Source organism: Spectribacter acetivorans (genome assembly GCF_031846305.1).
GTDB classification, from domain to species: Bacteria; Pseudomonadota; Gammaproteobacteria; order Nevskiales; family Salinisphaeraceae; genus Spectribacter; species Spectribacter acetivorans.
Genome location: NZ_JAVRHY010000008.1, coordinates 116,155 through 130,082 on the forward strand (window position 1 = coordinate 116,155; position 13,928 = coordinate 130,082).

Here is a 13,928-nt window from a genome sequence, read left to right on the forward strand (position 1 = left end):
TTACCCGCTGGCCTGGCCCAGGCCCTCCTGGTCGAGCTTGCGGTAGATGTACCACTGCTGACCGATCGAGAGCAGGTTGTTGGTGAACCAGTAAACCACCAGCCCGGCGGGGAAGAACGCGAAGAATACCGACAGCGCGATCGGCATGATCTGCATCATGCGTTGCTGCATCGGGTCCATGGTCATGGACGAGGCCGACAGCTTCTGCTGGGCGAACATCGTCAGGCCGAAGGCAATGGGCAGGATGTAGTAGGGATCGGGACTGGACAGGTCGTTGATCCACAGCATGAAGTCGGCATGCCTCAGTTCCACCGATTCGTGCAGTACCCAGTACAGGGCGATGAACACCGGCATCTGCACCAGCAGCGGCCAGCAGCCGCCCAGGGGATTGAAGCCCTCCTTCTTGTAGAGGTCCATCATCTTTTCCTGGAGCTTCTGGCGGTCATCGCCGTACTGCTCTTTCAACTGCTGCATGCGCGGCGCGAACTTGCGCATGCGCGCCATCGCGCGGAACTGGGTTTCCGAGAGCTTGTAGAACGCCAGCTTGATCAGCACCGTGAGCAGCACGATCGACCAGCCCCAATTGCCAACCAAGTCGTGCAGCTTTTCCAGCACCCAGAACAGCGGGCTGGAAAGAAACGTGAAGATGCCGTAATCCACCGTCAGCACCAGCCCGGGTGCGACGTCCTCCAGCCGGTCCTGGAGCTTCGGCCCGAGGAATAGCTCGGTGCTGATGGTGGTGCGCTGCCCGGGTTCGACCACCCGCTGGGCGCCCACGTACCCGGCCTCGAAGCCCGGCGCGGTCGAACCCGGGACGGCCTTGGCCTTGGCGTAGAGGCTTACCGACTCCCCGGCCGGCGGGATTATCGCCCCCAGGAAGTAGTGCTGCATCACCGAGACCCAGCCGCCTTCCTGGCGCTGTTTCAGCGGTTCCTCGGGGAGATCCTCGGCAGCCACCTTCTCGAACCGGTAGCCGTCAGCATCGGCCTTGGCCTCGTGCCAGCCCACGCCCGTGAAACTGTAGGCGAACGGTGCCTCCTGGCCATGATCGAAGGGCGTGCGCCACAGCCGGGCATACGGACTGACGGTCCATGCCTGGCCGCCGTTGTTGCGTACCTCGTGGGTCAGTCCGATGCGGTAATGGCCACGCTCGAAGCGGTAGACCTTGGTCACCTCGCGCCCGTCGGCACCGGTCCAGGTCAGGGGTACCTCGAGCGTGTCCTGATTCGGCCCCATCTCGTAACGGTCGCGGTCACTGCGGTAGGTCGCGCGATGGTCGGGCGCATCGCCGGATTCCACCAGCAGGCCGCTCTGAGCAATGAAGAAATTCGGTGCCTCGTCGTTGAGCAGCACCAGATCACTGTCGTCCTCGCCGCTGACCGGCACACCGATCAGCCGCATGCGGCGGATGTCGCCGCCCTGGGTGTCGATCACCGCATCCAGCGTGTCGGTGACCACCCGCACGGTTGATCCTGACGCCAGACCGGCGGCGGAACGGTCCGTGTCGGGTTCGGGCGCCTCGGACTGCGCATCCTGCGTCTGCGTTGGCGCATCGCTGATGTCCGGCAGGTCGTTATCGGCCTCGCGGGTCACCGACGGCGCCGGGTCGCTTTCCGCCGCCCGGCGTTGATCCGCGTAATCCGCTTCCCATGCCTGATAGAGGAAGAAGCCCAGCACACCGAGCGCGCAGAGAAGCGCAAAGCGCAGATTATCCATGGTCCGGTTCGATCCTTTGCGCAGTGGCTTGGCTTGGTTGGCGGCGCAGCTTTTCCCAGTGCTGCGTCAGGCTCTCGAACAACTGACGCCGGGTGCGGCGATGAGTAGCCTGCCGGGCCAGCACCACCACGTCGACATCAGGCAATTCCGCAGCAGCATGGCGGAAGCTCTCCCGCACCACTCGCTTGATGCGGTTGCGATCCACCGCGCGTCTGGCGCGGCGCTTGGAGATGGCCAGACCTAACCGGGGACGGGCAGCCGGTGACGGCGCCCAGATCACCACGAAATCGGCGTCAGCCTGGCGGCGACCCTGTGCGAAGACCTGCTTGAACGCGCTGGCATTGCGTAGCCTGGACGTCGGCCGCAGCCGTGCCGTGGGCAATCCGACGGCTACGGAACCAGACGCTTGCGGCCCTTGGCCCGTCGACTGGCCAGCACGGCACGACCGTTCTTGGTCGCCATGCGGGCGCGGAATCCGTGGGTGCGCTTGCGGCGAAGATTGCTGGGCTGGAATGTGCGTTTCATTGGCGTAGACCGGGGGCGCTGGGCCCGCGTGGATGACGAGCGGCCGCGCAGTTTAGCCCCTGGCCCCGGTGCTTTCAAGCAACCGGGTTGCGCTTGTGGATAACTGCGTCGCTCTAATGTAGTGTCGTGACGCACCGGCTGCCGCAACGCCGGGCATTACATCGTCTCCCGGAGGCCTGGATTGACCGAAAGCCTGTGGCAACGCTGCCTGTCGCAACTGGAAAGCCGACTGTCCGAGCGCGACATCAACATGTGGCTGCGGCCGTTGCAGGCGGTGGCGACCGATCACGGCATGGATCTGCTGGCACCCAACGAGCTGGTCCGCGAACAGGTCGACCGCGAATACCGCGGCGTCATCGAGTCCATCCTGAACGGCATCGGCGGCAACGCCTCACAGGTGCGGGTGAGTGTGGGCGGCGGCGAGCGCAGTGCACGCGGCGACGCGGCGCCCGCGATGCGCGGTTTTCGCAGCAATCTCGATCCACGCTACACCTTCCAGTCCTTCGTGCAGGGCAAATCCAACCAGATTGCCCGGGCCGCCGCCGAACAGGCTGCGCTGCCGGAGAATGCCGCCTACAACCCGCTGCTGATCTACGGCGGGGTGGGTCTGGGCAAGACCCATCTCATGCACGGGGTAGGCAATCGGATGCTGGATCTGAACCAGCGGGCGAAAGTGGTCTACGTTCGCTCGGAACACTTCGTCAACGAGCTGATTACCGCGATCCGGCACAACCGGATGGATGACTTCAAGGCGTTCTACCGGTCCGTGGATGCGCTGCTGATCGACGACATTCAGTTCTTTGCCGGAAAGGACCGCTCGCAGGAGGAATTCTTCCACACATTCAATGCGTTGCTGGAATCGAATCAGCGCATCGTGCTGACCTGTGATCGCTTCCCCAAGGAGGTCGAAGGGCTCGAGGATCGGCTCAAGTCGCGCTTTTCCTGGGGCCTGTCGGTGGCGGTGGAACCGCCGGAGCTGGAAACCCGGGTGGCAATCCTGATCGCCAAGGCCGAGCAGCACGACGTAGTCTTGCCGCAGGAAGTGGCGTTCTTCATCGCCAAACGGGTGCGCTCGAATGTGCGGGATCTCGAAAGCGCCCTCCACCGGCTCACCGCCACCGCCAAGTTCTCCGGCAGCCCGATCACCATCGATTTCGCCAAGCAGGCGCTGCAGGACATGCTGGCGGTCTATGACCGACTGGTCACGCTGGAAAACATCCAGCGCACTGTGGCCGAGTATTTCAAGATCCGCATTCACGATCTCAACGCCAAGAAACGCAGCCGCTCCGTGGCCCGTCCGCGGCAGATCGCGATGGCCCTGGCGAAGGAGCTGACGAACCACAGTCTGCCGGAGATCGGCGCCGCCTTCGGCGGACGGGACCACACGACCGTGCTTCACGCATGCAGGAAAATCAAGGAGTTGCGAGAGTCCGAGCCCCGCCTCGATGAGGACTACAACAACCTTGCTAGAACATTGACGAGCTGATCCTGTGGATAACCACGGTACAAACCTGGCCCGACCCGGTTCGATCCTGGAACGGCGATATTCATCCACAGGCGGCACACAGGCTTTGCCGGCTGTCACCGCGTCGTTGATAACAGGGTTGTTATCAACCCAAGCCGCTGTTTCAGAATGAAAATCCGGGGATATCCAGCGTGCCGGCCGAGCACTACGATTACTACTACTAACTTTCTTTTACTTAAATCTCATAGTCTACGGAGCGAGAAAGGGGACACCGCATGAAGTTCACGGCCGAGCGGGAATCATTGCTGACGGCGCTGCAGGCTATCGTTGGCGTGGTGGAGCGACGACAGACCATGCCGATCCTGTCGAATCTGCTGCTCAAGGCGGACAATAATCGCCTGACACTGACCGCGACCGACCTCGAGATCGAACTGGTGACGTTTCTCGACGCCGAGGTGAGTCAACCCGGCAGCACCACGGTCCCGGCGCGCAAGCTGCTAGATATCGTTCGCGGTCTGCCGCCGCAGGCCGATATTGCGGTCGCCATGGAGGAACAGCGGGTTCGGGTCAGCTCGGGACGCAGCCGGTTCGCGCTGTCGAGCCTGCCGGCGAACGAGTTTCCGTTTCTCGACGAGATTGAGACCGGCCAGTCCCTGACTCTGGCCCAGAAGGTTCTGAAGCGGTTGATCGACCGGACCCAGTTCGCCATGGCGCACCAGGATGTTCGTTACTACCTCAACGGACTGCTCATCGTGCTGCAATCCACGGGGTTGCGGGCGGTGGCAACGGATGGCCATCGGCTGGCGCTGTCCGATGCCGATGCGGAGACCGGCATGGACGAATCGCGGCAGGTGATTGTGCCGCGCAAGGCGATTACCGAACTGCAACGGCTTCTCGGGGAGGTCGACAGCGAAGTCCGGATCACCCTTAGCGACAATCACATGCAGGTAGTGTTGCCGACCCTCCGATTCACCACCAAGCTCATCGACGGGCGCTTTCCCGATTACGAACGGGTGATCCCGGAGGTTGGAGACAAGCGGGTGGTCGGGGATCGGGAACTCGTGCGCCAGGCACTGTCGCGCACCGCCATCCTGTCAAACGAGAAATTCAAGGGCGTTCGCCTGTCCCTGGACGAGAATCGTCTGAGTCTTCAGGCCCAGAATCCGGACCAGGAAGAAGCCGAGGATGAGATCGAAGTGGTCTACGACGGCGCACCGCTGGAGATCGGATTCAACGTCAGTTATCTCCTGGAGGCGCTGGGGGCGATGACCGGCGAATCCTTCTCGCTGGAGTTGACCGGGCCAGACAGCAGCGGTTTGCTGCGTGACGAGAGCGACCGCTCGAGCCAGTACGTCGTGATGCCGATGCGGCTATAGCCTACGGGCGACCCGCGACCATGCAACTCCAGCGTTTGCGGGTGCGGGATTTCCGCTGTCTGCCGCAGGTCGGCATGGCCCCGGCGCCGGGGCTCAACGCCATTACCGGCGACAATGCCTCGGGCAAGACCTCGCTGCTCGAGGCGATCCACCTGCTGGGTAACGGGCAGACCTTTACCGGTGTTGCCGGGGATCGACTGATTCGGGAGGGCGCGTCGACATTCACGGTGGTGGGGGACCTGATTGACGATCGGCGCAACAGCCACCGTATCGGTGTCGGGCGGCAGACGGGCGAGACCCGGTTCCGGCTTGATGGTCGCGATGCGCCAAGCCGGCTAGCGCTGGTTGAGCAGCTCCCCATACAGATCATTGATCCGAATCTTCATCGCCTGGTCGAGGCGGGGCCGGATCAGCGTCGTCGGTATCTCGATTGGGGCGTGTTCCACGTGGAACATGGCTTCTTCGAGGCGTGGCGGCGTTATCGCCGGGCGCTCCGGCAGCGTAACGCGGCGCTCCGGCGTGGCGCCGATCTCGCCTCGGTGGTTGCCTGGGACCGGGAGCTGGTGGAGGCCGGTAATTCGGTCGATGCCTGTCGTCGAGGCTATGTGGATACCCTGCTGCCGGTGCTCAAGCAGATCGTCACCGATGTGATCGGAGAGTTCGAGTTAACGCTTTCCTATTACGCTGGCTGGGCGGCGGGTGAGGATTTCAGCAGCGCGCTCATCCGCGGCCTCGATGGCGACCAGCGGGCCGGGTTCACGCATGCTGGTCCTCACCGGGCTGATCTGCGGATCCGGGTTGGCCACAGCCGCGCCCGGGACTGGGTGTCCCGTGGGCAGCAGAAGGTGATCAGTGCCGCCATGCTGCTGGCGCAGGCGGTACTCATGATGGAACGCCGCGGTGTTCAGCCGGTGCTGTTGATTGATGACATCGCCGCCGAGCTGGGGGAGGCCTATCGCCGGGCATTACTCAAACGGATTGCCGAAAGCGGTGTGCAGTCGTTCGTGACCTTTCTCGACCCCGGCTTAATCCCTGATGGCGTGGTTTGCGGCGCGATGTTCCACGTGGAACATGGGGTGGTTCAGGCCCGCAGTGAGAGGGGCTAGCGTGCTATCATCCACCGGTTAAATGCGCGTCCCCGCGCCTGCAGGAAATGGATGATTGCATGGCCGATTCCAACGGTTACGACTCGAGTAGCATCAAGGTCCTTAAGGGCCTGGAGGCGGTCCGGAAACGCCCCGGTATGTACATCGGTGATACCGACGACGGCACCGGGCTGCACCACATGGTGTTCGAGGTGGTGGACAACGCCATCGACGAGGCGCTTGCCGGACACTGCACCGAGGTCCAGGTCGCCATCCATGCGGATCAGAGCATAACCGTGACCGATGACGGGCGCGGCATCCCGGTGGATGAGCACGAGGAAGAGGGCATGTCGGCCGCGGAAGTGATTATGACCATGCTGCACGCGGGCGGAAAGTTCGACGACAACTCTTACAAGGTTTCCGGCGGTCTGCATGGCGTGGGGGTGTCGGTGGTCAACGCACTGTCCGATCACCTGGCGCTGACCATCTATCGTGACGGCAAGATCTACGAACAGCACTACCGCATGGGCGAGCCGGTCGGGCCGCTGACCGCCACCGGTACCACCGAACTGACCGGCACCACGATCACGTTCCACCCCAGCTCGGAAATCTTCACCAACATCGAGTTCCATTTCGATATTCTCGCCAAGCGCTTGCGCGAGCTGTCGTTCCTGAACTCGGGTGTGCGCATCCGGCTGCGGGAAGAGGCCCGGGAGCGCGATGTCGTCTTCGAGTACGAGGGTGGCATCCGGGCATTCGTGCAGGCGCTCAATGAGAACAAGACGCCGCTGCACACCGAGGTCTGTCATTTCAGCCTGGAGCGAGACAGCGTCGTGGTTGAAGTGGCCATGCAGTGGAATGACTCCTACCAGGACAGCGTGTTCTGCTACACCAACAACATTCCGCAGCGGGACGGCGGTACCCATCTGGCCGGTTTCCGCGGCGCGCTGACCCGGACCATCAACGGTTATATCGAAACCGAGGGTCTGGCCAAGAAGGAAAAGGTGTCTCCCACCGGCGATGACGCCCGCGAAGGATTGACCGCTGTGGTGTCGGTCAAGGTGCCGGACCCGAAATTTTCCTCCCAGACCAAGGACAAGCTGGTGTCGTCGGAGGTCAAGGGAATTGTCGAGTCGATTACCGCGGAAAAGCTTGGCGATTTTCTGATGGAGAATCCGCGCGAGGCCCGGGTGATCGGCGCCAAGGTGGTGGATGCCGCCCGCGCCCGCGAAGCCGCCCGCAAGGCGCGCGAAATGACGCGCCGCAAGGGGGCGCTGGATATTGCCGGTCTGCCGGGCAAGCTCGCGGACTGTCAGGAGAAGGACCCGGCCCGCTCGGAACTGTTCCTGGTGGAGGGCGATTCTGCCGGCGGCTCGGCGAAGCAGGGGCGTGATCGCCATAATCAGGCCATTCTGCCGCTCAAGGGCAAGATCCTGAACGTGGAGAAGGCCCGCTTCGACAAGATGCTGTCATCGGTGGAAGTGGGCACGCTGATCACGGCGCTTGGTTGTGGCATCGGGCGGGATGAATTCGATGCCGCCAAGCTGCGCTACCACCGCATCATCATCATGACCGACGCGGATGTCGACGGCTCCCACATCCGCACGCTGTTGCTCACCTTCTTCTACCGCCAGATGTTCGAACTGGTTGAGGGTGGCCATATCTACATTGCCCAACCCCCTCTTTATAAAGTAAAAACCGGGAAGCAGGAGCACTACGTCAAGGATGACCGCGAGCTGGACGAATATCTGCTCCGCATCGCCCTGAACAAGGCCGAACTGCGGGTTGCCGCGGACACGCCGCCGATCAGCGAACAGGCCCTCGGCGATCTGGCTCAGCGCTACACCGGCATGCTCGACGACATCCGCCGCCTGGCGCGCCGCTATGATCAGACCACCCTGCGGGAGATGACCTACCTGCCGGCGCTGACCACCGATGCCTTCGCGGATTCGGATGCCCTGGCCGACTGGGCCGGCAAACTGCAGGAACGCCTGGATCGCCTGGCCGACCCCCGCCACCGTTACGAAGTGGTCTGCAACCCGGCCCGCGAGGGCCATCCGCTGAATCTCCAGGTCACCCGGTACAGCCATGGTGTGCCGCATGAATTCGTCTGGCACGAGGATTTCTTCGCCGGCCGCGAGTATCAGCGGCTGGCCGCGCTCGGCGCGGAATTGCTCAATCTGCTCGGCGACGGGGCGGAAATTCGCCGCGGTGAACGGGCGCAGCCGGTGGAAACCTTCGAGCAGGCCTACGAATGGTTGTTCGCCGAAGCCCGGCGCGGGCAGCACGTCCAGCGCTACAAGGGTCTGGGCGAGATGAACCCGGAACAGCTGTGGGAGACCACCATGGATCCGGACGGTCGCCGCCTGATGCAGGTCCGCATCGAGGATGCGGTGGCAGCCGATCAGATATTCACCACCCTGATGGGCGACCATGTGGAGCCGCGGCGGGCGTTCATCGAGAAGAACGCGCTACTGGTATCGAATCTGGATGTATGAGAAATCCGGCTATTTCCGGATTTTATTATTCTATATCAGGGCGTTAGCTGCCGACGCCAGATCATCATAGATGTCGATATCGCCGATTTCGGCCTGGTAGTCGCGTTCGGTGGAAGCGCCGTTGCCGGTTCGTACCAGAATCGGCTGGGCGCCGGCGGCCCGGGCAGCCGCAAGGTCGCGCCGTGAATCGCCGATGGCCGGCACCCCCGAGAGGTCCACCTGCAGGCGCCGGCCGATTTCGCGGAACAACCCGGGGGCGGGTTTGCGGCACTCGCACTGATCGGCATCCACGTGGGGGCAGAAGAAAATCCCGTCGATGCGCCCACCGAGCTCCCCGACCAGTCGCTGCAGCTTCTCGTGAATACCGAAGAGTTCGTCGTAGTTGAACAACCCCCGGCCGATGCCTGACTGATTGCTGGCCACCACCACCCGGTATCCGCTCTGGGACAACCGGGCGATTGCTTCGAGACTGCCCGGCAGCGGCCGCCAGGCCTTGGGTGACCGGATGTGATCGGGGGAATCCTCGTTGATCACCCCGTCCCGGTCGAGCACCACCAGCTTCACGCTGCAACCTCCGCCGGCGTCAGCCGGGAAATATCCGCCACGCTGCGGCAAAGCCCATCCAGTGCACCCAGCAGCGCGAGGCGGTTGTCCCGTACGGCGGTATCGTCGCTCATCACCAGCACTTCCTCGAAGAAGCGATCCACCGGCGCCTGCAATTCGGCCAGCCGTGCGAGCGCACCGGCGTAATCGCCGCCTCTGGCTCGATCGGCAATATCGTCGCGCAACGCGTCCAGCGCTCCGGCCAGATCATTTTCGGCCGGCTCGTCGATCAGCGTGGCATTGATCTCGCCGGCAGGGGTTTCGTTCTTGAGAATGTTGCGGATGCGCTTGTGGGCGCCACAAAGTGCCACCGCGGCATCGGCATGCACGAAACCCTGTACCGCCCGAATGCGCCGGTCGAAATCCAGTGGCCGGCCCAGGCCCAGCGCCGCTACCGAGTCAAATACGGAGGGATCGACCGCCTGGTCGAGATAGTAGGCGCGCAGGCGCTCGCTGTGGAAAACCAGCAGGTCGTTGGTCACCGCCTGGCGGTCACAATCCAGCGGCTGCCGGGCGACCGCGTCCGCGAGCACCGCGGGCAGGTCGAGATCCAGTTCACCCTCGATCACCGTGCGCAGCACCCCGAGTGCGGCCCGGCGCAGGCCGAAGGGGTCCTTGACGCCGGACGGGCGCTGCCCGGTGGCGAATACGCCGGCCAGACTGTCCAGCTTGTCGGCGAGGGCCAGGACCCGGCCGACCGGGGTGGCGGCAATCGGGGCACCCGCCTGGCGCGGCGCGTACTGCGCTGGCAGCGCCTCGGCCACGGCCGGGGCCTCGCCACTGTGGCGGGCATAGTAGCCGCCCATGATGCCCTGCAATTCGGGAAATTCCCCGACCATGTCGGATAGCAGGTCTGCCTTGGCCAGGGCGCAGGCTCGCGCCACCGGTACCGTCGGCACGCCCAGCTCACCGGCCAGCCCTTCCGCAATGGAGGCCACCCGGGCGACCTTGTCGGCCATGCTGCCCAGTTCCCGCTGGAAGGTGACACGGTCGAGACCGCCCGCATAATGATCCAGGCCCCGCGCCAGGTCCTGTTCCCAGAAGAAAAGCGCGTCGGCCAGCCGCGGCCGTACCACCCGCTCGTTGCCGGCCACGACCCGGGCGGGGTCGGTACTGTCGATATTGGCAACGGTCACGAATCCGGGCAGCAGCGCGCCGTCGGCGTCGGCAACCGGGAAATAGCGCTGGTGGCTCTGCATCGTTGCCACCAGAACCTCCCGTGGCAGCACCAGATAGCGCTCGTCGAACCGGCCGGCCACGGCGCAGGGCCATTCCACCAGCGCGCAGACCTCGTCGAGCAGCGCCTCCTCGATAAGCGCCTCGCCGCCCAGCGTGCGGGCGGCGGCAATCACCTGCTGATGCACCTGCGCCCGGCGTGCTGCCATGTCCACCAGCACCCGGCCGGGCTCGGCCAGTTTCGCCGCATAGTCATCGGCATGCGCCAGCGTGATGGTGTCGGGATGGTGGAAACGGTGCCCCCGGGTGACGCGGCCGGACTCGATACCGAACAGCGTCAGCGGCACCACCGTGGGCCCGTGCAGGGCCACCAGCCAGTGAACCGGACGCACGAAACTGTCCTCCCGGTCGGCCCAGCGCATGCGTTTGGGAATCGGCAAACGCCGCAGGCTCTCCGCGACCACGTCGGGCAGCAGCTCGCCCAGCGTCTGCCCGGCCTGGGTGCCGGTGAACGCCAGGCGCGGCCCCTTGTCGGTGTCCCGCTGCTCGAGTTCGTTGACAGTGACGCCACAGGAGCGGGCGAAACCCTCGGCCGCCTTGGTGGGCTCGCCCTGCCCGTCGAATGCCGCGGCCACGGCCGGGCCGAGCCGGTCGATGGTCTGATCGGGCGCCCGCTCGGACACGTCGGCGATGGAAACCGCCAACCGCCGCGGCGAGGCCAGCGGCGTCACCACCCCGTGCTCGATCCCCGCTGCCCCCAGGCCGCCTTCGACCCCGTCCGCGAAGGCCGCGACCAGGCCGGCCAGTGCGGTTGGCGGCAGTTCCTCGGTACCGAGCTCCAGCAGCAGGGTGTCGTTCATGCCGCCACCGTGGATGACGTCAGCATGGGAAAGCCGAGTGCTTCACGGCTGTCGTAATAGGCCTGGGCGACCTGGCGTGCCAGTGTGCGCACCCGCAGGATGTAGCCCTGCCGTTCGGTCACCGAGATCGCCCGCCGCGCGTCGAGCAGGTTGAAGGTGTGGGAGGTTTCGAGCATGCGCTCGTAGGCCGGCAGCGGCAGGTTGGCCTCGATCAGGTCGCTGCATTCGCGTTCCAGCTGGTCGAAGCGGGTGAACAGCGCCGCGATATCGGCTTTCTCGAAGTTGTAGGTGGACTGTTCCACCTCGTTCTGGTGGTACACGTCGCCGTAGCTCACGCCGCCGGCGCGGCTCCAGGCCAGGTCATAGACGCTTTCCACCTCCTGCAGCACCATGGCGATCCGCTCCAGCCCGTAGGTGATCTCGCCGGATACCGGGCGGCAGTCCAGCCCGCCCACCTGCTGGAAATAGGTGAACTGGGTGATCTCCATGCCGTTGAGCCAGACCTCCCAGCCCAGGCCCCAGGCACCCAGCGTGGGGGATTCCCAGTTGTCCTCGACGAAGCGGATGTCCTGGGTCAGCGGATCGATCCCCAGGGTGCGCAGGGATTCCAGATACTGCTCCTGGATGTCGGCCGGGGACGGCTTGAGCAGGACCTGGAACTGATAGTAGTGCTGCAACCGATTGGGATTGTCGCCGTAGCGGCCGTCCGTGGGCCGACGCGAGGGCTGCACGTAGGCTGCGGACCAGGGTTCCGGCCCGATCGAGCGCAGGAAGGTGGCCGGATGGAATGTGCCGGCGCCCACCGGCATGTCCAGTGGTTGGACCACCACGCAGCCCCGATCCGCCCAGAATCGCTGCAGGGTCAGGATCAGCTCCTGAAAATCCATGGAAAAGCGCCCTTTTGCGTTGCATGCTCGCCAGCGGCGCAGTATACCGAACCGGGGCTACGGCCGGACAGGCGGTCGATCGCACCATGTTTGTGCAAAACAATGGTATTTGATCTACTTTGGTGCGAGTGTTCGTCGCTGGGGCCCGGTGATCGGGCGCAAGCACCTGAAAAACGGCGGTGTCAGCTGTGGCATGATAACTGCTTTGAAACGGTCCACCCGCGCCGGTCGCCAGGTCGGCGGCCGGGCGTCACGCAATGAACCCTTTGAGAGGAGGCATCATGTCGGCTAGCGACGTACTGAATTTGATCAAGGAAAAGAACGCGAAGTTCGTGGATCTTCGTTTCTGCGATACCCGCGGCAAGGAGCAGCACGTCACCCTGCCCGCCCACGCCATCGATGAAGAGGCGCTGGAAGAGGGCAAGATGTTCGACGGATCCTCCATCGACGGCTGGAAGGGCATCAACGAATCCGACATGGTGCTGATGCCGGACACCACCACGGCCATCCTCGACCCGTTCTTCGAGGAACCCACCATCATCGTGCGCTGCGACGTGCTCGAGCCCAACACCATGCAGGGCTACGAGCGTGATCCGCGCACCGTGGCCCGGCGCGCCGAGGCCTACCTCTCCTCGACCGGCATTGCCGACACCGCCTTCTTCGGTCCGGAGAACGAATTCTTCATCTTCGATTCCGTGAACTGGCATGCCGAGATGCGTGGCGCCGGCTACAGCATCGATGACGAGGAAGCCTGCTGGAACTCCGAGCGCGCCTACGAAGGCGGCAACATGGGCCACCGCCCCGGGGTGAAGGGCGGCTACTTCCCGGTGCCCCCGGTCGACAGCGGCCAGGACATCCGTTCGGCCATGTGTCTGGCGATGGAGGAAATGGGTCTGGTCACCGAGGTGCATCACCACGAGGTGGGTACCGCCGGCCAGGGCGAGATCGGCGCCCGCTTCAACACGCTGGTGAAGAAGGCCGACGAAATGCTGGTCTACAAGTACTGCGTGCAGAACGTGGCGGCCGCCTTCGGCAAGACCGCGACCTTCATGCCCAAGCCGCTGGTGGGCGACAACGGGTCCGGCATGCACGTGCATCAGTCGCTGTCCAAGGACGGCAAGAACATCTTCTCGGGTGACGAGTACGGCGGCCTGTCCGATATCGCCCTCTACTACATCGGCGGCATCATCAAGCATGCCAAGGCCATCAACGCCTTCGCCAATGCCTCGACCAACAGCTACAAGCGTCTGGTCAAGGGCTTCGAGGCACCGGTGCTGCTGGCCTATTCGGCCCGCAACCGCTCGGCATCGATCCGCATTCCCTGGGTGGCCTCGCCGAAGGCGCGCCGCATCGAGGTGCGTTTCCCGGATTCCACCGCCAACCCCTATCTGGCCTTCTCGGCCATGATGATGGCGGGTCTCGACGGCATCCAGCACAAGATCCACCCGGGCGAAGCCATGGACAAGGATCTCTACGACCTGCCGCCGGAAGAGGAAAAGTCGATCCCGACCGTGGCCCAGTCGCTCAAGGAAGCGTTGGAAGCACTCGACGCCGATCGCGACTTCCTCAAGGCGGGCGACGTGTTCACCGACGATCTGATCGACGGCTACATCGAGCTGAAGAGCGAGGAGGTGCTGCGTCTGCACATGACCACCCACCCGGTCGAGTTCGATATGTACTACTCGCTGTAAGCGAAGGCGATTTCCCATCGCCGGATCAGGGCGCCTTCGGGCGCCC

At 64.1% G+C, this 13,928-nt stretch carries 11 protein-coding genes; 5 read left to right on the forward strand and 6 right to left on the reverse strand.

Annotation, left to right across the window (positions count from 1 at the left end):
- From yidC to rpmH, 3 genes are read right to left on the reverse strand one after another with little or no spacing between them, the layout of a single operon-like run.
- Positions 1 to 1,716 (reverse strand): membrane protein insertase YidC, encoded by a 1,716-nt coding sequence (yidC, locus tag RM531_RS10340; protein ID WP_311659098.1) that lies wholly within the window; start codon positions 1,714 to 1,716, stop codon positions 1 to 3.
- Positions 1,709 to 2,098: a ribonuclease P protein component gene (gene rnpA, locus RM531_RS10345; RefSeq protein WP_311659099.1), complete on the reverse strand. Its 390-nt coding sequence runs from the start codon at positions 2,096 to 2,098 to the stop codon at positions 1,709 to 1,711. Before rnpA ends, yidC begins: the two co-directional genes overlap by 8 nt.
- Before the next feature lie 8 nt (positions 2,099 to 2,106).
- Complete coding sequence (gene rpmH / locus RM531_RS10350; RefSeq protein WP_311651287.1) at positions 2,107 to 2,241, reverse strand: 50S ribosomal protein L34; 135 nt, start codon at positions 2,239 to 2,241, stop codon at positions 2,107 to 2,109.
- A 181-nt stretch (positions 2,242 to 2,422) separates the two neighbouring features.
- Between rpmH and dnaA the strand changes: the two genes are divergently transcribed.
- From dnaA to gyrB, 4 genes are all read left to right on the forward strand, one after another.
- Positions 2,423 to 3,727 carry a chromosomal replication initiator protein DnaA gene (gene dnaA, locus RM531_RS10355; RefSeq protein WP_311659100.1) on the forward strand — a complete coding sequence of 435 codons (1,305 nt, stop codon included), beginning with the start codon at positions 2,423 to 2,425 and terminating at the stop codon, positions 3,725 to 3,727.
- Positions 3,728 to 3,981: 254 nt separating this feature from the next.
- On the forward strand, positions 3,982 to 5,082 hold the full coding sequence (dnaN, locus tag RM531_RS10360; protein ID WP_311659101.1) for a DNA polymerase III subunit beta: 1,101 nt from the start codon (positions 3,982 to 3,984) through the stop codon (positions 5,080 to 5,082).
- A 20-nt stretch (positions 5,083 to 5,102) separates the two neighbouring features.
- A complete protein-coding gene (gene recF, locus RM531_RS10365; protein WP_311659102.1) occupies positions 5,103 to 6,188 on the forward strand; it encodes a DNA replication/repair protein RecF in 1,086 nt (361 codons plus the stop codon).
- 59 nt (positions 6,189 to 6,247) lie between these two features.
- Positions 6,248 to 8,665 carry a DNA topoisomerase (ATP-hydrolyzing) subunit B gene (gyrB, locus tag RM531_RS10370; protein WP_311659103.1) on the forward strand — a complete coding sequence of 806 codons (2,418 nt, stop codon included), beginning with the start codon at positions 6,248 to 6,250 and terminating at the stop codon, positions 8,663 to 8,665.
- Between the two features lie 30 nt (positions 8,666 to 8,695).
- Here gyrB and gmhB read toward each other — a convergent pair whose 3' ends face one another.
- The 3 genes from gmhB to glyQ are packed head-to-tail and all read right to left on the reverse strand — an operon-like array spanning position 8,696 to position 12,191.
- Positions 8,696 to 9,229 carry a D-glycero-beta-D-manno-heptose 1,7-bisphosphate 7-phosphatase gene (gmhB, locus tag RM531_RS10375; RefSeq protein WP_311659104.1) on the reverse strand — a complete coding sequence of 178 codons (534 nt, stop codon included), beginning with the start codon at positions 9,227 to 9,229 and terminating at the stop codon, positions 8,696 to 8,698.
- Positions 9,226 to 11,304: a glycine--tRNA ligase subunit beta gene (gene glyS / locus RM531_RS10380; RefSeq protein WP_311659105.1), complete on the reverse strand. Its 2,079-nt coding sequence runs from the start codon at positions 11,302 to 11,304 to the stop codon at positions 9,226 to 9,228. Before glyS ends, gmhB begins: the two co-directional genes overlap by 4 nt.
- Positions 11,301 to 12,191: a glycine--tRNA ligase subunit alpha gene (gene glyQ, locus RM531_RS10385; RefSeq protein WP_311659106.1), complete on the reverse strand. Its 891-nt coding sequence runs from the start codon at positions 12,189 to 12,191 to the stop codon at positions 11,301 to 11,303. Before glyQ ends, glyS begins: the two co-directional genes overlap by 4 nt.
- Positions 12,192 to 12,472: 281 nt before the next feature.
- Between glyQ and glnA the strand changes: the two genes are divergently transcribed.
- Positions 12,473 to 13,882, forward strand: a complete 1,410-nt coding sequence (gene glnA / locus RM531_RS10390; protein WP_311659107.1) for a glutamate--ammonia ligase — start codon at positions 12,473 to 12,475, stop codon at positions 13,880 to 13,882.
- Positions 13,883 to 13,928 lie beyond the last annotated feature (46 nt).